The 20480-nt window shown below is 43.5% G+C and carries 19 protein-coding genes; 7 read left to right on the top strand and 12 right to left on the bottom strand.

The genetic code is table 11. The features are described 5' to 3' along the window. Positions 1–57: 57 nt before the first annotated feature. Entirely contained in the window at positions 58–1032 is a 975-nt protein-coding gene (locus ACMXYR_RS03595) for a sterol desaturase family protein (RefSeq protein WP_415902938.1), read from the bottom strand. A gap of 69 nt (positions 1033–1101) precedes the next feature. Further along, the gene (locus ACMXYR_RS03590) at positions 1102–2499 is read right to left on the bottom strand and encodes a DUF4856 domain-containing protein (protein WP_415902937.1); all 1398 of its coding nucleotides are present in this window, start codon (positions 2497–2499) and stop codon (positions 1102–1104) included. Between the two features lie 195 nt (positions 2500–2694). On the opposite strand from ACMXYR_RS03590, the gene ACMXYR_RS03585 reads away from it, so the two are divergent. Beyond that, positions 2695–3402 (top strand): 16S rRNA (uracil(1498)-N(3))-methyltransferase, encoded by a 708-nt coding sequence (locus ACMXYR_RS03585; RefSeq protein ID WP_415902936.1) that lies wholly within the window; start codon positions 2695–2697, stop codon positions 3400–3402. Here the strand turns inward: ACMXYR_RS03585 and ampD are convergent, their stop codons facing one another. Continuing rightward, positions 3403–3948, bottom strand: a complete 546-nt coding sequence (gene ampD / locus ACMXYR_RS03580; RefSeq protein ID WP_415902935.1) for a 1,6-anhydro-N-acetylmuramyl-L-alanine amidase AmpD — start codon at positions 3946–3948, stop codon at positions 3403–3405. Between the two features lie 101 nt (positions 3949–4049). On the opposite strand from ampD, the gene nadC reads away from it, so the two are divergent. Then, entirely contained in the window at positions 4050–4895 is an 846-nt protein-coding gene (gene nadC, locus ACMXYR_RS03575; RefSeq protein WP_415902934.1) for a carboxylating nicotinate-nucleotide diphosphorylase, read from the top strand. 84 nt (positions 4896–4979) lie between these two features. On the opposite strand, the gene ACMXYR_RS03570 is transcribed toward nadC, so the two are convergent. Both ACMXYR_RS03570 and ACMXYR_RS03565 read right to left on the bottom strand, forming a co-directional pair. Next, complete coding sequence (locus ACMXYR_RS03570) at positions 4980–5321, bottom strand: hypothetical protein (protein WP_415897625.1); 342 nt, start codon at positions 5319–5321, stop codon at positions 4980–4982. 181 nt (positions 5322–5502) lie between these two features. After that, positions 5503–6018 (bottom strand): pilin, encoded by a 516-nt coding sequence (locus ACMXYR_RS03565; protein ID WP_415902933.1) that lies wholly within the window; start codon positions 6016–6018, stop codon positions 5503–5505. A 250-nt stretch (positions 6019–6268) separates the two neighbouring features. On the opposite strand from ACMXYR_RS03565, the gene pilB reads away from it, so the two are divergent. From pilB to yacG, 5 genes are read left to right on the top strand one after another with little or no spacing between them, the layout of a single operon-like run. Then, positions 6269–7984 (top strand): type IV-A pilus assembly ATPase PilB, encoded by a 1716-nt coding sequence (gene pilB, locus ACMXYR_RS03560; protein WP_415902932.1) that lies wholly within the window; start codon positions 6269–6271, stop codon positions 7982–7984. Positions 7985–8000: 16 nt separating this feature from the next. After that, positions 8001–9221, top strand: a complete 1221-nt coding sequence (locus ACMXYR_RS03555) for a type II secretion system F family protein (protein WP_415902931.1) — start codon at positions 8001–8003, stop codon at positions 9219–9221. A 12-nt stretch (positions 9222–9233) separates the two neighbouring features. Further along, complete coding sequence (locus ACMXYR_RS03550; RefSeq protein ID WP_415902930.1) at positions 9234–10082, top strand: prepilin peptidase; 849 nt, start codon at positions 9234–9236, stop codon at positions 10080–10082. A 3-nt stretch (positions 10083–10085) separates the two neighbouring features. Next, entirely contained in the window at positions 10086–10688 is a 603-nt protein-coding gene (gene coaE, locus ACMXYR_RS03545) for a dephospho-CoA kinase (protein ID WP_415902929.1), read from the top strand. Next, a complete protein-coding gene (yacG, locus tag ACMXYR_RS03540) occupies positions 10688–10915 on the top strand; it encodes a DNA gyrase inhibitor YacG (protein WP_415902928.1) in 228 nt (75 codons plus the stop codon). The genes coaE and yacG overlap by 1 nt, the downstream gene beginning before the upstream one ends. Here the strand turns inward: yacG and ACMXYR_RS03535 are convergent. The 7 genes from ACMXYR_RS03535 to ACMXYR_RS03505 all read right to left on the bottom strand — a co-directional run bounded on the left by ACMXYR_RS03535 (position 10893) and on the right by ACMXYR_RS03505 (position 20480). Next, positions 10893–11852 carry a Nudix family hydrolase gene (locus ACMXYR_RS03535; protein WP_415902927.1) on the bottom strand — a complete coding sequence of 320 codons (960 nt, stop codon included), beginning with the start codon at positions 11850–11852 and terminating at the stop codon, positions 10893–10895. The two genes, yacG and ACMXYR_RS03535, sit on opposite strands and share 23 nt — an antisense overlap. Next, entirely contained in the window at positions 11852–13072 is a 1221-nt protein-coding gene (gene argJ, locus ACMXYR_RS03530; RefSeq protein WP_415902926.1) for a bifunctional glutamate N-acetyltransferase/amino-acid acetyltransferase ArgJ, read from the bottom strand. The genes ACMXYR_RS03535 and argJ overlap by 1 nt, the downstream gene beginning before the upstream one ends. 70 nt (positions 13073–13142) lie before the next feature. Beyond that, on the bottom strand, positions 13143–15887 hold the full coding sequence (gene secA / locus ACMXYR_RS03525) for a preprotein translocase subunit SecA (RefSeq protein WP_415902925.1): 2745 nt from the start codon (positions 15885–15887) through the stop codon (positions 13143–13145). Between the two features lie 196 nt (positions 15888–16083). Then, positions 16084–16998 carry a UDP-3-O-acyl-N-acetylglucosamine deacetylase gene (gene lpxC / locus ACMXYR_RS03520; protein ID WP_415893582.1) on the bottom strand — a complete coding sequence of 305 codons (915 nt, stop codon included), beginning with the start codon at positions 16996–16998 and terminating at the stop codon, positions 16084–16086. An 80-nt stretch (positions 16999–17078) separates the two neighbouring features. Continuing rightward, a complete protein-coding gene (ftsZ, locus tag ACMXYR_RS03515) occupies positions 17079–18251 on the bottom strand; it encodes a cell division protein FtsZ (protein WP_415902924.1) in 1173 nt (390 codons plus the stop codon). Between the two features lie 91 nt (positions 18252–18342). Next, the gene (gene ftsA, locus ACMXYR_RS03510; RefSeq protein WP_415897613.1) at positions 18343–19590 is read right to left on the bottom strand and encodes a cell division protein FtsA; all 1248 of its coding nucleotides are present in this window, start codon (positions 19588–19590) and stop codon (positions 18343–18345) included. Further along, complete coding sequence (locus tag ACMXYR_RS03505) at positions 19590–20480, bottom strand: cell division protein FtsQ/DivIB (protein ID WP_415887111.1); 891 nt, start codon at positions 20478–20480, stop codon at positions 19590–19592. Before ACMXYR_RS03505 ends, ftsA begins: the two co-directional genes overlap by 1 nt.

Genomic DNA, 20480 nt, shown 5'->3' with positions numbered 1-20480 from the left:
GTCTTAAAGTAAGAATAGAATCATAAACGATAACCGTTATCATTGATATATATCTATTCAATTATCATTTGCTACTTTTGGCTTCGATATCGGCCTTAAACGACTTAACAGTGATTTAAACGGCTGAAAATAAAGATAGAGAACATTTTGCTCATTCGCCTCTACTTTTCTAGAGATACCAAACTCTAATTCCTGATCTCGTTCAGAATGAACCAAAGTACCTGTCCAACGATCCCAAACCGCCAAGATGACCCCATAGTTTTTATCAAAATGCTTTGGCAAAGTTGAATGATGGATCTGATGCTGCGCAGGCGAGATCAACCATCGCTCTACTCCATCCCAATAACCGATCGCTATCTGGGAATGACGTAAATTTGATCCCAGCACATTGAATAGAAAGGCCGTTACAACCACACCGTAAAACATAAATAGGTCAACACGATCACCAAACAGGAAGGTAAAGACCGCGATTAAAAAACCTTGAACAAATATCGATCGAAACGAAAACAGGATTCCTTCAACCGGATGGGTACGAAACACAGTGATGGGTGTTAAGACCCGGGCGGAGTGATGGACTTTATGAAACTCCCACAGAAACGGTACTTCATGCAGAAGTTTGTGCACAAAAAAACGAGAGAAGTCATTCAGGATAAAGTAACTGAATGTAAATAGTGCGGTTATAGTCCATAGTGGCCAGTCATTACCAACTGATTGATAACCCCACCACTCATGAAATTTAAAAAACAGCCATTCGAAAACAACCGCATGTGATAACAGCAAAGGCGCTATAAATAAAAAAGAGAACTTGTTGATCAGAAAAATAAGATAATCAGCTTTCGCTGATTGGGACCACCAAACCTTGGCGCTAAAGATAACCGAAATGGCTTTCCCGGCAGAGACTCGTTTAGTTTGAACCAACCAAACGGCAGCAATAACGAGAGCTGCTAACAAATAACCCCAATACACGCGTTTTTTACTATCGGTAAAATCCACGAGTACTGAATTATAGAATTCAGAAAAGATCTCGAGCATAGTCCCCTCAAATACAAAAAAGCCAGCCCTGTTAGCAAGGCTGGCTTTTATCAATTGCTCTGTAGCGAATTAGTCGTTTTCTACGTAACCGCCAGAACCTAGTTTGTCAGCTAGAGCGCCCATGTCACCTAGAACATCTTTGTTACGCGCTTTAACGCCAAACTGATCAACCATCAACTGCTGAACTTTAAGCATGTGTAGCATGTACTGCTTCATGTCGCCAGAAGACGCTTGGATGTAGTTACCTTTGTCATCTAGACCAATAACTTGAGTGTTACCTAACAATACAGGGCTGAAACCAATCAAACGGTTAAGTTTTACAGCTGTTTCACCTAGGTTATTTTTACCTGTTTGAAGCGCTAGTGCGAAGCCTTTCAACTCACCCCAATGTTTAGCGTATGCACGGAATGCAGGAGCAACGTCACCGTTAGTTTCAACTAGCTTATTGATCTCTTTAAGGTCTTTGTAAGTAGAACCTGCGTATTTGAAAACAGCTTCTGCGATAACCATTTCCCAGTTATCAGCGATAGTCGCTGCGTGAGCTTTAAGCTCTGTACGCTGTTTATCAGTTAGTGCTTCACCCTTAGCATCTGTGATCAACTGACGACCATCAACGAAAGCTTGCATGATATTGTGCAGGTAAGTTGTTTTACCGCCTTTATCGAAGCCAGCAGCATAGTATGCGTGAGCGTAAGTCATCTCATTGTAAAGAGATACTTTACCGTCTTTATTGAAGTCAGCTTTTGCTAGAGCACCTTCTTTGCGCTTAGCGATGTTGTAAACGTCTTCTGCAGTCAGGTTAAGCGTATTCGCTGGAGCACCGAAGTAACCAAAACCTTCATCCCAAGCGTGCTCTTTACCTGTGTAGTGCTTACCTTCTTTGTAAGGCTTATTATTTGGCTTTTTGTCAGCATCTAGTTTTTCATCTAGGTAGTTATCTACAGCTTGGTTGTAGAATACCGCGCCCATTGCGAATTTAGAGATAAGCTGACGGTAGTCGTAACCTGTTAGAGGATCGTAGCCTTTGTCAGAAGCTGCTGCTTTCTCGATCATGAATGTAATTACTTCAGGACCTGTCATGTTACCAGGCCAGCCTGGAACAGCACCTTTGAACGTTTTACCAGATAGGTTCTTACCTTTAGAAATTTCGTCTACAGAAGTTTCTGCAACTACGAAACCGCCTTTTGTAGTCGGAGAAAGAATCTCACGACCAGCGTCTTTACCTTCGTAGTAAGCAAGCATTTTTGCTTTAAGTTCAGCGTTTGGCTGACCGTTACCTTGGCCTGCCAATTTTTTCAAAGAAGTGTGAAGAACCTGACGTGCAGCCTGCCCCGTGTACGCAACAGAATTTGTAGCATCACCTTTGTAACCTTTTAGAGTTACAGGGAAATTATCGTAATTTTGAGCCGCATTAGCACCTAGTGCAGTAACCATAGCAACACTAGCAACAAGAACTTTAAGCTTCACAGAAACCCCCTTCATGGATTCACAGAATATTGATCGCTTATACAAGATGGCGCAAAGGTACCATAAACCAAAAGATAACGCTACAGATAAACATTCTCATTTAGATAAACATCTCATCTTTTGATTAGAATCAAAATTAGCCTTAAATGCCCTATACCAGTACACTTTAGCCTCTTCTATCTACCTGATAACTCCATGAACCTAATACTAATTAATACAAATGACTTTGTTACAAGCGATACAGCAGTTCTAACAGATCATCGCTTCGATCATATTCGCTCAGTACATAAACCTGAGATTGGTGCCCTACTAAATGTAGGCCTACTCAATGGAGCTATAGGTAAAGGAGAAGTATTGGAACTCAATGACAGATCTGTAACTCTAGGGGTATCACTAGAAAAGGAGCCTCCTGCAGCATTACCTCTAACCCTAATATTGGCCTTGCCCAGACCTAAAATGCTGAAACGGATACTACAAACCGTCTCCGCGATGGGCGTAAAAGAGCTCTATCTGATTAATTCCTATCGAGTAGATAAAAGCTATTGGAGCACGCCAATACTTAATCAAATAGAAGAGCAGTTAAAGCTTGGCCTAGAACAAGCTGGCGATACGATTATGCCGAGTGTTTATTTACGCAAACGCTTCAAGCCTTTTGTAGAAGATGAACTACCATGGATTGCGAAAAATACACGTTCTTTAGTTGCCCATCCTTATAATGCAGAGCAGTGCTCAGCACCAGAATCGATTCCAACCACCCTAGCGATTGGACCTGAGGGTGGTTTTATTGAATACGAAGTCGATAAACTCAATCAATGCGGATTCAAATCAGTACATATTGGTGAGCGCATCTTAAGGGTTGAAAATGCAGTACCGGTTTTGCTGGCAAAACTATTCCCGGTCTAATTAATCCAATAGCTTTCGATATCTTTGCCAGTCAAATGCTGGACCAGGGTCGGTTTTACGCTCTGGGGCTATATCAGAATGCCCAACGATCCTACCTAGCTCTATTTTTGGATAGAGATCGCGTAACTGTTTGGTAAGGGTAACCAAAGCGTTGTACTGTTCTTCAGAATAAGGATCTATATCCGTTCCCTCTAGCTCTATTCCAATCGAAAAATTATTACAATTCTCTCTACCTTCAAAGTTAGACACACCAGCATGCCAAGCTCTACAGCCGGTTGGCACAAATTGGACAATATGACCACTTCGCTCAATGAGGAAATGAGCAGAGACCTTTAACTCTTTTATCTCTTCGAAAAAAGGATCGATCGTTACGTCTAACTTGTTCTGAAAAAATTGCTGAATGTAGCCACCACCAAACTTACCCGGCGGCAAACTGATGTTGTGGATAACCAATAGAGAAATATCATTAGAGTCAGGGCGCTCATTAAAATTCGGCGAAGGCACAACCTCCACCTCTTTGTGCCAGTTTTGACCTGCAATATTCATTTATCCCCTACCCGCTCTAGATCTATTTCGATAGAATCTGCATATTATCAGAGGCCCATTTGTAAAAGCCAAGCCTCATACATTTTCAATCAGGACCGACTATGTTGACCCGCGCAGAAATTCAGCACCTTATCCCAGACGCCGTTCGTTACGCTTTGCAGGAAGATATAGGCAGTGGTGATATTACCGCACAACTGATTCCTTCTGAACAAACTGCAACAGCTCGCATTATCAGCCGCCAACAAGCTGTTGTTTGTGGTGTCGACTGGGTAAATGAAGTTTTTCGCCAAGTAGACCCTAAACTAGAGCTAGACTGGCAAGTTGATGATGGTGACATCGTTCAACGAGACCAAGTACTTTTCTGGGCAAAAGGTTCTGCTAGAAACCTTCTAACAGCAGAGCGCGCGGCTTTAAATTTTCTCCAAACACTTTCAGGTACAGCAACTGTCAGTAAGTTCTATGCAGACAAAGTAGCTGGTACAACAGTAAAACTACTGGATACTCGTAAAACTCTGCCAGGCCTTCGCTTCGCCCAGAAATATGCCGTTACCTGTGGTGGCTGCTACAACCACCGCATCGGTTTATTCGACGCTTTCTTGATTAAAGAGAACCATATCATGGCCTGTGGCGGCATCGATGCAGCAATTGCGACAGCTAAATCTAATGAGCCTGGCAAACCCGTCGAAGTTGAAGTGGAAACGATGGAAGAACTTCATCAAGCGCTAGAAGCCGGTGCGGACATCATTATGCTGGATAACTTCTCTCTAGAAGCGATGAGGGACTCAGTTAAGCTTACTCGCGGCATCGCTAAACTTGAAGCCTCAGGTGGCATTACTGACGAAACCTTACGCCCTATCGCAGAAACTGGCGTAGATTATATCTCTATCGGCGCGCTGACTAAGCACTGCCAAGCAGTAGATCTGTCTATGCGCCTAATAGAAGATTAATGCCCTGATTAAATTATTCTTTAATGAAAAAAGGCTGCACATATGCAGCCTTTTTTATTTTAAATAACACTTAAAATTGATCGCTTACTGGCAGCTATCTGCGGCTAGCTGATCCCAATCATCTTCCTTCTGAATTTTGACCACATCATAAATCTCTACAATGGCCGTCGTCACACCTTTGGCTTTAATGATTTCACAAGCCTTAGCTGCCGCATGATGAGGATTAACACTGTCAGGAACAATACCAACAGCCATCACAGAATCATCATGCCACCATACAGGTCGCGCTGGAAATTCTGGCTGTTCGAGAATAGCATTTTCTGCCGCGCTTTTAATTTGAGGAGTTAGCCTTTCAGTTGTATTAGCGATATACCAAGTCACACCAACACAAGCTGCGATTAGAATAATTATTATATTTCGTTTCATTGAAAAAAAATCGTTTCTAGCTGAATAATAAGGAGCAAGACTAACACTCAAATAACTAGAGCGAAATAGTTAGAAAGTAATGTGTAGCAATGGGATCGATAAGAAAAGACATTTGGAAGGAAAAACAAAAAAGGGCTATGTAATAGCCCTTTTTATATTATTGCATTAGAAACAACTAATATTAAGTGCCTGTAGTAACTGTTACAGCTCCAGCACCGTTGTCAAAACCGCCACCAGCAGCTGTACTTGCTTCATCATCTTTACATGAACCAGGCAAGTATTGGAAAATTGTCTTAGCTGGATCGGCACCGCAGTCCCAGCTTTGAATAGTAGCACCAGGACTAGCACCATTTGGCACTAAGAAAATCCAACCAGCATTTACATCAGCATCAATAGCTTGAGCCTGAACCGCCACAGCACCAGATGCGTTAGTTGCGATATTTGCCACATATTGCGTGCCCGCGTCGTCTTCACAGCCCCACTCACCGCCTGAAGGAAGGCCATTTGTGGTATCAGAACTCTGTACGACCTCTGTAATTGTCGTACGGCAAGAACTCCCGGCAAGGACAACCTCAGACATACGTGCTTTAATTGTATAGCTTTGGTAAGCAGGTAGCGCAATAGCTGCCAAGATACCTATGATCGCCACTACGATCATCAATTCAATAAGGGTAAAACCCTGTTGTACTTTTTTCATTTTATTTCTCCAGCGAATAAAAATCCTTGGTGTCAACCAAGTCCCTTGATTGTAGCGCATTTTTGACAACGCGCCAGTGACCTATTCGAAAATATTTTATAATCATTATAGTGCGCATTTTCAAATTGTCTTGCAAATGCTATTTTAAGAGACTAATTCACTATAAATATAAAAGAATTGGCTTTATCTATAATTATTGCCAATTAAGCCTAAAAAAACAGTTGTCACGGAATGAGACGGGGGTCGAACTTTGCAACCTAACCAACCATTAAGCGGACTTGCCAAACGATTGGTTAACGAAGGTGTATGTTCAGCCGAAGTTGCAGCAGACGCATCTCTTCAATCCAGAGAGAAACAACAAACCTTCATCTCGTACGTAATTGAACAACGCCTAGTAAGTGCATACAGAGCCGCTGCCGCTGCATCCGAAGAATTCGGCATGCCTCTATTAGACTTAGACGCTCTAGACCCCTCGAGCCTCCCCCAAGGACTTATTAACGACTCCCTTATTTCAAAACATCATGCCCTTCCCTTACAAAAGCGCGACAACAGACTCTTTGTAGCTATTTCTGATCCTACAAACATCCAAGCGCTTGATGAGTTTAAGTTTCAAAGTGGTATTACCACTGAAGCTATTATCGTTGAAGAGGATAAATTAACCCGCGCAATTGAAGTATTTCTAGAAGGTCAAGATTCCGCTCTAGATGAATTAGAAGATAGCGACCTAGATAATCTCGAGATCTCAGATGGAAGCGCTCCAGAACAGGAAGAGCAAGAGTCCGAAGAAGATGCTACCAAAGATGCACCTATCGTACGTTTTATTAACAAAATACTTTTAGATTCCATTAAAAACGGTGCGTCTGATATACATTTTGAACCCTATGAAAAAAGTTACCGTATCAGAAGCAGGATAGATGGGATTCTTCAAGAAGTCGCTAAACCCCCATCTAACCTTGCTGCTAGGCTATCAGCTCGTTTAAAAGTAATGTCACAGATGGATATTTCAGAAAGGCGCGTCCCTCAAGACGGCCGCATTAAAATGAAGATATCCAAAAAGCGTGCTATAGATTTCCGTGTAAATACCCTACCTACTCTGTGGGGTGAAAAGATTGTGCTTCGTATACTTGACCCTAGCAGCGCCAAAATGGGAGTCGAAGCACTTGGCTTTGCCGATTTTCAAAAAGATCTTTATCTAACCACCCTTCATCGCCCACAAGGCATGGTGCTCGTAACAGGCCCTACAGGTAGCGGTAAAACAGTAAGCCTCTATACAGGGTTAAATATCCTCAATACCGAAGAGCGCAACATATCAACTGCGGAGGATCCTGTAGAAATTAATTTAGAAGGGATCAACCAGGTCCACGTAAATGCAAAAGTCGGACTAAATTTTGCCGAAGCTCTCCGAGCCTTCCTCCGCCAAGACCCTGATGTCGTAATGGTTGGTGAGATTCGAGACCTTGAAACAGCAGAAATCGCCATAAAAGCAGCGCAGACGGGTCATATGGTGCTATCTACACTTCACACAAATAGTGCGCCAGAAACGTTGACACGTTTGCGTAATATGGGTGTACCAGCCTTCAATATTGCAACATCAGTAAGCCTTATCATAGCTCAACGACTAGGCAGACGCCTCTGTGAAAGCTGCAAAAAACCTGTGACCCTCCCAGAAGTTACTTTAAGAGAAGAAGGCTTCACTGAAGAAGAAATAAGTAACCTAAGTTTATTTGAGCCAAACCAAGATGGATGTAAAAAATGTAATAGAGGCTATAAAGGCAGGGTCGGTATTTATGAAATGTTACCAATGACGTCAGAAATTGCTGAAGTAATTATGGAGAATGGTAACTCTCTAGATATACTAAAGGTAGCCGAAGCTCAAAATTTCCAAAGCCTACGTCGTTCAGGTTTGAAGAAAGTCGCGGAAGGAATCACCAGTCTTGAAGAGATGAACAGAGTCATCAAGACCTGATAACAGGAACTAATTTATGGCTAAGAATGCCAACATATACACTTTTACCTGGCAAGGGAAAGATAAAAGCGGTAATAAAAGCAAAGGCAAAATTGATGCAAGCAGTATAACTTCTGCCAAAGCACAACTGCGCAAGCAAGGAATCTTAACATCCAAAATATCCAAGGAACATTCTGCGGGTTTATTTAGTGCGAAAAACAAACCTGTAAAACCTGTCGATATTGCATTTTTTACTCGCCAAATGGCAACCATGATGCGTTCTGGGGTTCCACTACTTCAAGGACTAGAGATAACTGCTGGCGGCATAGAGAAACAAAAGTTAAAAGATATCGTTTATGAAATTAAAAATGATGTTAATAGCGGTACCGATTTTTCTACCTCTTTAACCAAACATCCTCAGCACTTTGATGACCTGTACTGCAACTTAGTTAACGCTGGTGAACAATCAGGTGCACTCGACGCAATGCTCGATCGTATTGCGACCTACAAGGAAAAGCTGGAATCCCTTAAAGCTAAAATCAAAAAAGCCCTAACCTACCCTACGGCAGTAATCATAGTAGGTATAATCGTTTCGGCGATCCTACTCGTTAAGGTAGTTCCTCAGTTTGAAGACGTATTTAAGAGCTTTGGGGCTGAACTTCCCGCTTTCACACAGTTTGTTATAAACCTTTCTGAAATCGCCCAAGAATGGTGGTGGATAGTTTTAATCGCTACAGCTCTATTTGGTTTCGCGTTCCAAAAAGCTAGGCAAAAATCAGCTAAGTTTAGAGACAGTGTTGATAAAGCTATTCTGAAAATGCCTGTAATAGGGCAAATTCTTCATAACGCCTCTATCGCACGATTTGCTCGAACATTATCGACTACATTTGCTGCCGGTGTCCCTTTAGTCAATGCTTTAGATTCCGCAGCTGGCGCATCAGGCAATGCCCTTTACCGTGATGCAATCCTACAAATTAAGAACGGTGTATCAACGGGCCAATCCTTACAAAATGCGGTCACAATGACTGGTGTTTTTCCAAACATGACTATCCAGATGATCGCCATAGGTGAGGAAGCCGGTTCACTTGAAATGATGTTGGAAAAGGTAGCGGACTTCTACGAAGAACAAGTCGATAATGCTGTTGATAATTTATCCAGCCTTTTAGAGCCACTTATTATGGCTGTGCTTGGCGTTCTCGTTGGCGGACTTGTTGTTGCCATGTATCTTCCAATCTTCCAGCTTGGCCAAGTTGTTTAAAGATAAGAATTAATGAATACAATCATTTTTGATCCCGCGTGGGCTATCGCCTGCGCGTTTTTGTTTTCTCTTTGTGTCGGTAGTTTTTTAAACGTAGTCATACATCGTTTACCCATTATGATGCAAAAAGAATGGGAAAGAGAAATTAAGGACAACTTTGATATAGACCAAGAGCCATATAATTTATCAGTTCCAGCCTCAACGTGCCCAAAATGCCAACACAAAATTCGATGGTATGAAAACATACCTGTTATCAGCTGGATTTTCCTTCGCGCGAAATGCTCATCTTGTGGGCTACACATCCCTTTTCGGTATCCGTTTGTAGAACTATTTACCGCAGTTTGCTCGGCGTACGTCGTCTACGTTTATGGATTTAACCTTATAGGATTGAGCGTAGTAATATTTACATGGGTACTTGTTTGCCTAATCTTTATAGATATTGATCATCAACTTCTTCCCGACCGCTTAACTCTACCTTTACTATGGTTAGGCTTGTTCGTTAACAGTTTTGGCCTTTTTACCTCTCTAGAACACGCTGTCTATGGAGCAATAGCAGGTTACCTTAGCTTATGGTCAATCTACTGGGCATTTAAATTACTAACAGGTAAAGAAGGTATGGGCTATGGCGACTTTAAACTACTCGCTGCCCTTGGAGCCTGGACTGGCATCTATCAGTTACCGCTTATCATCCTATTAAGCTCCCTCGTTGGTGCAATAATTGGTATAGGCATGATGCTATTCAAAAATCATTCATCACAAAACCCTATTCCTTTCGGCCCTTATCTCGCTATTGCTGGTTGGATAGCACTGATATGGGGCGATACTCTGACGACACTTTACCTTCAACTTATAAGAATCTGATTTATGTACATTGTTGGTATCACTGGCGGCATCGGCTCAGGTAAAAACGCTGTAACTGACCATTTACAAGAGTTCGGAATCACAGTGGTTGATGCTGATGTAGTAGCGCGTGAAGTTGTCGCAAAAGGCGAGCCTGCACTAGATAAGATATCCGAACACTTCGGCAGTCATATTATCACTGAGAGTGGCGATTTAGATCGTACAGCTTTACGCAAAATAATCTTCAGCGATAAAACTGCCAAAACCTGGCTAGAGCAGCTACTACACCCGATTATTCGCCAGAGTATCAAGCAGCAATTACATGATGCCGCAAGCGGTTATGCAGTGCTGTCCTCACCTCTCTTATTAGAAACGGACCAACACGAATTAGTTGAGACTGTAATCGTTGTTGATGCATCAGAAGAGTTACAATTAGCTCGAACTGTTAAGCGCGATAACTCTAGCGAAGAACAGATCAAAGCAATTATGGCCGCCCAGTTGCCCCGCCAAGAAAGACTAAAAAAAGCAGATATTATCATCGATAACAATGCTGATTTAGAAAGCTTAGAAAACCAGCTTATCAAGCTACACACAAAGCTAAGTAAAACCGCAGAAGAGAGCAAATAATGAGTAGTACAAAAATTAAATGCCCAACCTGCTCAAAAGAACAGGCTTGGGACAGCAGTAACCCTTTCAGACCCTTCTGCAGTGAGCGCTGCAAAATGATTGATTTAGGCGCTTGGGCAAGCGAAGAATATTCAATACCTGAATCAAAAGCTGCTAGCAATTTCAGTAGTGGCGAAACGGAAGAACAGATTGATAAAGATCAGCCTATCCCTCCGACCATGCACTAATTGCCGCTATACCTTGCGCACCATTCTCCACAGCAAGAGCAAGATCACCTTTTTCCATACCACCCAAAGCAAACACAGGCACCGAGCTAGACTTAGCTAATTCGGAAAAAGCCTTCCAACCTAATGGTTCTACCTCAGGGTGCGATTGCGTATGCTGTACTGGTGACAGCATTATGTAATCGACCCCTTTAGCTATCGCTTCGGATAACTCTTCAGCATTATGACAAGATGCACCCAGCCAACGCCCAGTAAACTCATCTCGATGATTCAACTTTTCCAGATTACTCACTGAAAGATGAACTGCCTCAAGAGCCAGCTTATTCGCAATGTCTACCGTAGTGTTTACTGCAAAGAAAATATTCCTCACAGATGCGAAGTCTATTTGCGCATTGATAAAATCAATTATTTTATCCGATGCTACTGTACCAGCCTCAAATAGCGGAGCTCGTAGGATAACCCCCTCAGCTCCAGCTTTTATTGCTCTCTGAATCGACGCTTCAAGCCGCTGAAAATCGGAAAGATAAGGCGTTATTGCTAACGCTTTAGGTAAAAGGCAGGCATTTAGAATAGGCATATTTGCAGCAGGGAACTCATAGCCATCCAACTCATTAAGTTTCACCCAGCGCACTGGCTGTCCTTCCTTACCCCAAGGCTCTCCCTCAAATGCAGTAATACTATAAACATCGAGTAAAACTGATTTATCAGGATAATGATAAGGAACCTCAATCAGCTTTTCTGCTTGGGTAACTCTTATACCGAGTTCCTCATCCAGCTCACGGCTTAAAGCATCAAGCACAGCTTCCCCTGACTCAACCTTACCACCAGGGAACTCCCACAAACCGCCCTGATGTTTATCATCAGAGCGTTTAGCAATCAGCAACTCACGCTTACTATTCCAGATAGCAGCCGCTGCGACATGAACAACCTTATTAGCCATTAGCTACGGTAATCCGCATTGATGCTGACATAGTCATGGGAAAGATCCGTAGTCCACACCGTCTCTGATACCTCACCACGGTTAAGCACGACTCGAATTAAAATCTCTTCCTGATCCATAACCGCCTGACCAGCCTCCTCAGTGTAAGTAGCGTCTTTACCACCGTTGCTAACGATACAAACATCGCCCAAATAAATCTCTAACGCATTAAGATCTAAATTTTCTATCTCGGCACGCCCAACCACTGCTAATACACGCCCCCAGTTTGGATCTGAAGCGAATAAAGCCGTTTTAACTAGTGGAGAGTGAGCAATTTCAAAAGCCGTCTTCAAAGCCTCTTGCTGCGTCTTAGCCGACTCAACTTTTACTGTCACAAACTTAGTTGCGCCCTCGCCATCGCGGACAATTGCATGCGCCAAGTCTTGCATAAGCCGTGTCAATTCAGATTTAAATAAGGCTAATAGTGAACCATCTTCCGCAGAAACTGATACACCTGATTTCCCAGTAGCAACCAACATACAAGAATCATTTGTAGATGTATCACTATCAACTGTAATACGGTTAAAGGAGCAATTGGCTGTATCAGTAAGTAGCACTTTCAATAAATCAGCATCAACTTGCGCATCTGTTGCCACATAGCCCAGCATTGTCGCCATATTTGGCTTAATCATGCCTGAGCCTTTTGAGATACCAGTCAAAGTTACAACCTTGCCTTGGTACTCAAACTGACGACTAGCGCCTTTGATTCGTGTATCAGTGGTTAAAATACCTTCTGCAGCCTCATCCCAACCTGATTCAGATAGAGCACTGTTAGCTGCAGGCAAAGCTGACACTAGCTTCTCTACAGGTAACTTTTCACCGATAACCCCAGTAGAGAAAGGAAGAACCGCCTCAACATCCGAACAGCAAAGCTTAGCGACCTCTTCACAGGTTGTAATCGCATCATTCCAACCTTCCTCACCGGTACCCGCATTAGCGTTACCTGTATTAACAATAAAATATCGCGTTGCTACAGTTTCTAAGTGCTTTTTAGAAATCTGCACAGGTGCTGCGCAGAAAGCATTTAAAGTAAAAACACCTGCGACAGTAGCTTCGTCACATAACTCCATCAGCACAACATCTTTTCGACCTGGAGTTTTAATACCTGCAGAAGCTGTTCCTAATTTAAATCCTGCAACTGGATGCATTTTTTCTGGAAATGTAGCTGGCCCGACTGCCATTTTCTGTCTCCTAAGATGCAGAAAGCAGCTTAAAAGCTGCTTTCTGTGTTGACCAATAAACAGTTCACTCTTACGAAAGCTTACCGTGACACTGCTTGTATTTTTTTCCTGAACCACATGGACATGGTTCGTTACGACCTACTTTACGGCCATCTCGAACGAAAGTTTCTGGCTGAGCTTGCTCTTCAGCATTGGAACTTTCACCCTCTTCACCCGACATAGCGGAGCTATTGTCATGTTTAAAGTCCATCTGCTGTCGTTCAGCTTGCTCACGACGCTGCTGCTCCATCGCTTCAACATCTTCTGGCTGCTGAACCTGCACATGACTCAGAATACGGATAACATCTCGCTTGATATTTTCCAGCAATTCTTGGAATAGGTGGAAAGATTCACGCTTGTATTCTTGCTTAGGGTTCTTCTGCGCATAACCTCGAAGGTGAATACCCTGACGCAGATGATCCATAGTCTGCAGGTGTTCTTTCCAAAGGGTATCTAGCACCTGAAGCATAACCTGCTTCTCAAAGTTACGCATTGTAGATTCACCCACTTGCGCTTCTTTCTGCTGATAAACCTCTAGCACGGTATCCTGCACTTTCTGATGCAGGGTTTCTTCGTGCAACGAATCATCCTGATCTAGCCACTCTTGGATAGGCATTTTAATCGAGAAATCAGTTTCCAATGCTTTCTCAAGACCCGGAATATCCCACTGTTCTTCAAGGCTCTGCGGCGGAACAAACTCACTAAATTTATTCGCGACAACCTCTTCACGAACAGAATTAACTGTTTCAGAGATATCGTCAGTTGCCATTAAATCATTACGCTGCTCGTAGATGATTGTACGCTGATCATTAGCCACATCATCATACTCAAGCAATGACTTACGGATATCAAAGTTACGACCTTCTACTTTACGCTGCGCTTTCTCAATCGCATTACTTACCATCTTATGTTCGATAGCTTCACCGCGCTCCATACCTAGCGCTTGCATCAACTGTCTTACACGATCAGAAGCGAAGATTCGCATCAAATCATCTTCTAGTGACAAGAAGAATCGAGATGAACCTGGGTCACCCTGACGACCAGCACGACCACGTAGCTGGTTATCAATACGACGAGACTCATGACGTTCAGTACCTACAATATGTAAACCGCCATTTTCCAATACCTGCTCATGGCGCTTCTGCCAAGCAGCCGTCAATTCTGCAACTTGTTCTTCAGATGGGTTATCAAGTTCAGCTAGTTCAGCCTCTAACTTACCACCCAACACAATATCGGTACCACGACCAGCCATGTTAGTCGCGATAGTCACCGCACCCGGACGACCCGCCTGAGCAATGATTGACGCTTCACCACCATGGTTCTTTGCGTTCAATACATTATGCGTAATTTTTTCTTTCTTAAGTAATGAAGAGATCAACTCAGAAGATTCGATAGACGCTGTACCTACCAATACTGGACGCTCCGCATCCTGACAAGCACGAATCTCTTTGATAATAGCTTCGTACTTTTCTTCAACCGTCAGGTAAACCAGATCATTCTCATCTTTACGCGCGATGGTTTTATTGGTTGGAATTACAACAACATCTAAACCGTAAATCTGGCGAAGCTCAAATGCTTCCGTATCCGCCGTACCCGTCATACCGGAAAGCTTGTCGTACAAACGGAAGTAGTTCTGGAATGTGGTTGATGCAAACGTTTGGCTCTCATTCTGAACCGATACACCCTCTTTTGCTTCAACCGCTTGGTGCAAACCTTCAGACCACCGACGACCTTCCATGATTCGACCTGTGTGCTCATCAACAATCACAACCTGATTGCCTTGCACAATATAATCGACATCACGTTGGAACAGGTTATGCGCTCTCAAACCCGCTAGCACGTGGTGCAGCAAGTTAAGATTCTGAGGTGCATACAGGCTATCACCTTCACTCAAAAGGCCTTTTTGCGCCAGCATCTCTTCAACAGCAGTATGACCCGCTTCAGTCAGTTCAACCGTACGGTTTTTTTCGTCAACAACGAAGTGCTCGTTAATCTCCTGATCTTCGTCCTGAGGATCGATTTCACCATCGAATTTCTCTAACGAAGGAATCAACTCATTAATTGTGATGTATAACTGAGAACTATCTTCAGCTGGACCTGAGATAATCAAAGGCGTACGCGCTTCGTCGATTAGGATAGAGTCAACCTCATCGACTACAGCGAAGTTAAAGCCACGCTGTACTTTCTCAGCAGTACTGAAAGCCATGTTATCGCGAAGATAATCAAAGCCAAATTCATTGTTTGTGCCGTAAGTGATATCACAAGCGTAAGCAGCACGTTTCGCTTCTGGATTTTGACCAGAAAGCGCAACACCTACCGTTAAGCCTAGAGATTCATAAAGAGGGCGCATCCATTCAGCATCACGCTCTGCTAGGTAATCATTCACTGTTACTACGTGAACGCCTTCAGCAGGCAACGCATTAAGATATACAGCTAATGTTGCTACAAGGGTTTTACCTTCACCCGTACGCATCTCGGCAACTTTGCCGTCATTCAGTGTCATACCACCGATAAGCTGAACATCAAAATGGCGCATACCCATAACACGCTTTGATGCTTCTCTTACCGTAGCAAAAGCTTCAGGAAGGATCTGTTCCAGAGTCGCGCCATCATCAAGACGCTGACGGAATTCAGCCGTTTTAGCCTTTAGCTCTTCATCCGTTAGTTTTTCTAGATCTACTTCCAACGCATTGATCGCCTTTACGATCTTACCCATGCGCTTCAATTCGCGATCATTCTTACTACCAAAAACTTTCTTAAACAGTCCTGTCAGCATATCTCGACTTATACCTGTGAAGTCTAAAACCTATAGTCCGCTCGATTAGCGGATAAAAATTAACTCAGCATTCTACCTTTATTGGGGGCAGAAAATGAATCTAAAAGGGGAAATAAAAAAAATATGGAAAAAAGATAGAAAAATAGACAAAAAAAAGCCGAACTATATAAGTTCGGCTCTTAATTCTTTCTATCTATCAGACCGCTAACACTGGCTTCTGATAAGAGATAGGTGCGCTTTCTTCATTATCTTCGAAAGTCACCACTTCCCAAGCATCTTCTTGCGCTAACAACTCGCGCAATAGACGATTGTTCAGGTAATGCCCTGATTTGTTTCCGTAAAACTCACCGATCAAGCTCTTACCTAGCAGATACAGATCGCCTACCGCATCCAGCACTTTGTGCTTTACAAATTCATCGTCGTAACGAAGACCATCTTCATTAAGAATACGGTAATCATCTACTACGATTGCATTATCAAAGCTACCACCCAATGCTAGGTTCTGAGAGCGAAGGTATTCATAGTCACTCATAAAACCAAAGGTTCTCGCACGACTAACTTCTTTAACAAAAGAAGTGCTAGAGAAGTCTAGGAAAGCTTCCATGTTACGGCCTTCAAATGCTGGGTGCTCAAAATCGATTTTGAAGCCTACTTTAAAGCCGTCAAACGGTTTGAACGTCGCTGACTTGCCATCAGCCTCAACCGTTACTTCTTTCTTAATACGGATAAATTCTTTAGGAGCATTCTGCTCTTCTAGGCCTGCCGACTGGATCAAGAAGACAAACGGCGCAGCACTACCATCCATAATTGGAACTTCTTCTGCGCTTAACTCAACATAGGCATTATCGATACCTAGGCCAGCCATTGCAGAAAGTAGGTGCTCAACAGTCGCTATACGCGCGCCATCTTTAGCCAGGTTGGTTGACAGTTTTGTATCAGAAACATTGTGCGCGTGCGCAAGGATCTCAACAACTGGATCCAAGTCAGTACGACGGAAAACAATACCGGTATTTACTGGCGCAGGCTTCAACGTCAGATACACTTTCTGACCCGTATGCAGACCAATACCTGTTGCTTTAATGCTGTTTTTTAATGTTCTCTGTTTAATCATGCTATCTGCCAAAAAATAAAATAGGCCACTCTAGCGCGAGATACTAACAAATAATCGCCCTTTTAGAAAGGACATTCCAATTAATCCGCTTGTTTGCGCAGAAAAGTAGGAATATCTAAATAAGCGGACTCGCTCTCAGTACCTGTTGATTTTAACAACTCACTTTCAGGCTCCGCCGGCCCGTCAAGTGCCTCATTTTTTTTGCGACGCAAAACCGTAGGCAGATCGATCTGCTCAAGGTCTAAACTTCCATCCACTTTTTGAATTCCACCAGCAACAGGGCGGACCGTTTCTTCTGGCTTATCCAAACCCGTAGCAACAACTGTCACTTTCAGTTCGTCAGTCATCTCTGGCTCAATGACGGTACCGATGACAATCGTGGCATTTTCAGATGCGTACTCTTCAATCTGATTACCCACTTCGGTAAATTCACCCAAGCTGAGATCCATACCCGCAGTGATATTTACCAAGATACCGCTCGCGCCTTTCAGATCTACGTTATCAAGTAGTGGACTCTTGATCGCTTTCTCTGCAGCTTCAGCAGCTCGGTTCTCACCACGCGCACCACCGGTACCCATCATCGCCATGCCCATTTCGGACATAACAGTCCGCACATCAGCAAAGTCAACATTGATCATACCCGGACGTGTAATAAGATCCGAAATACCCTGAACAGCCCCTTTCAAAACATCGTTGGCAGACTCAAATGCATTCAAAAGGCTGCAATTACGACCTAGTACCTGCATCAGTTTTTCGTTAGGGATAATAATGAGGGAATCAACACTTTCGCGAAGCTCTTTGATACCTTCAATAGCAATACTCATTCGTTTACGGCCTTCAAACGGGAAAGGCTTTGTCACGACTGCGACTGTTAGAATTCCGAGTTCTTTAGCTACTTCGGCTACGATAGGTGCGGCACCCGTACCTGTACCACCGCCCATACCAGCCGTGATAAATACCATATCCGCACCTTGCAACATTTCTGCAATGCGATCCCGATCTTCCATAGCTGCCTGACGACCAACTTCTGGATTTGCACCCGCGCCTAGGCCTTTGGTAAGCGTATTACCAAGCTGGATAACTTTTTGGGACGCCATAGATGAAAGCGCTTGCGCATCTGTATTTGCACAAACAAATTCCACGCCTTCTAGGTCACCACTTTCCATGTGTTTTACAGCGTTTCCGCCTCCACCACCAACACCGATAACTTTAATAACGGCATTTTGCGGAACGCTATCTAACAGTTCAAACATTGTTAGCTCCTTTAGTGCCCTGCCAAGCACTATCCCCTAATAAAGCAGCACGCTACTTTTGCTGCTATCAATCTAAAAACCTTCAGCTTGTTCAGAAGTTGTTCTGAAACCAAGCTCTCATCTTGTCTAAAACACTCTTTTGCGAACCCACAACGACTTCTGGCTCGACGTCTTGCTCAACAGCACCAACATGATCTTGTTGTGCGTATTGCAGAAGCCCCATACCTGTTGCATAAATAGGGCTACTTAAAATATCTTCCATCCCACGTACACCGTGTGGTGTCGCCAAGCGAACCGGCATATGGAAGATTTCTTCAGCTAATTCAATGGCACCTTCCATTTTCGAAGTTCCGCCTGTCAGCACAATGCCTGCTGCAACCAAATCTTCAAAACCACTGCGTCTCAATTCGGCCTGAATCAGGCTAAACAATTCTTCGTAACGGGGCTCAACCACTTCTGCTAACGACTGTCTAGAAAGGTCCCTAGCAGGCCTATCACCTACACCAGGCACCTTAACGGTCTCTTCACCTGTAGCGAGCTGTGCCAGTGCACACGCATATTTAACCTTGATCTCTTCCGCATGCTGCGTTGGTGTTCGCAAAGCCATCGCGATATCGTTTGTAACTTGATCACCAGCAATCGGAATGACCGCAGTATGACGAATAGAACCGCCTGTAAAAATAGAGATATCAGAGGTGCCACCGCCGATATCCACCATACAAACACCCAGCTCCTTCTCATCTTCCGTCAAAACGGAATAGCTTGAAGCCAATTGCTCAAGAACTAGGTTATCTACATCAAGACCACAACGTCGCACACACTTTTCAATATTCTGAGCAGCATTCACTGAACCAGTAACAAGGTGCACCTTCGCTTCTAAACGCACACCCGACATCCCTAAAGGCTCTTTGATGCCCTCTGAGCTATCAATCTCATACTCTTGAGGCAAAATGTGCAAAATTTTCTGGTCAGCTGGAATAGCCACAGCACGTGCAGCATCAATTACGCGTTCCAGGTCATACTCAGTAACTTCTCGATCTCGAACAGCCACAATGCCATGAGAATTTAGGCTGTTAATATGGCTACCTGCAATCCCAACTGTCACAGAGTGAATCTTACAACCCGCCATCAATTCAGCCTCTTCTACCGCGCGCTGAATCGAGCTCACTGTTGATTCGATATTCACTACAACGCCTTTTTTCAGGCCTCGAGATGGGTGCGAGCCAATGCCGATAATTTCGATGGCACCATCAATACCGATCTCCCCTACAAGGCACAGCACCTTTGAGGTCCCGATATCGAGCGCAACAACCATATTGTTTTCCATCGAACCACTCATTATGTTTTATCCTGCATTTCGCTTTCGGGTTTTTCCCGCCATTTCACCGCCACCCCATGGGTATAACGTATATCGATTGTTTCTATATCAGCCGCTTGAGCAGCCAATCGTTGTTTATACAAAGTCAAAAACCGTTGTAAGCGTGCATTGATTGCTTCTCGACCTACAACTACTTTTATCTGGTTATCTAGCTCCATGGTCCAGGCTCCACGAGCCTCTAAATCCAGTGCGACAACACTAAGCCCCATAGGCTTCAACATCTGATTAAAATCATGAAACTGTGACATTACCCTTTCTGTATCTGGAGCAGGCCCACTTAATCTAGGTAAGCTCCGATACTCTTGAGAAAGTTCAGGCCAAAATATATCGCCCTGATGGTTTAACAAACCTCTCTCCCCCCAACGAGCAACCGGCACCTCTTCCTCAACTTCAATAAGCAAGGTATCGGGCCAATCTCGTCGAATAGAAGAGACCCTGACCCATGGCTGTTCACTTACTAGTGATTGAACCGATTCAATATCAATCTCTAATAGATTCGCTGTTAGGTCCCCAGCAATAATCTGCCCTAACTTTTCTCGGTCCAAATGCTGGGTTTTACCTTCAATCACTACGCTCGCTACCGGGCGATCCAACCACTGCCATAAGTTATGACCAATACCCCATAACACGCCGATAAAAATAACTAGAGAAGACAACGTCCAAAATGGCTTCCACCAAAACTCAGTATCGTTATTTACTAGGCTATCCTTTTTAGGATTCTTTTTATCAGCTTTCCCTTTTACTGGTTCTTCTTTAGCGATCTTTTCACGACTGGCACCGCGAGGCTTAGCAAGCTCTACTTCTTGCTCCTCCAACGGTTCAGTTTGTCGAAAAAATCGCAAAAGGTTCAT

Source organism: Neptuniibacter sp. QD29_5 (assembly GCF_047778125.1).
In the GTDB taxonomy this organism is placed as follows: Bacteria; Pseudomonadota; Gammaproteobacteria; order Pseudomonadales; family Balneatricaceae; genus Neptuniibacter.
The sequence above is the reverse complement of the archived record's forward strand: the minus strand, read 5'-3'. Positions and strand labels throughout refer to the sequence as shown.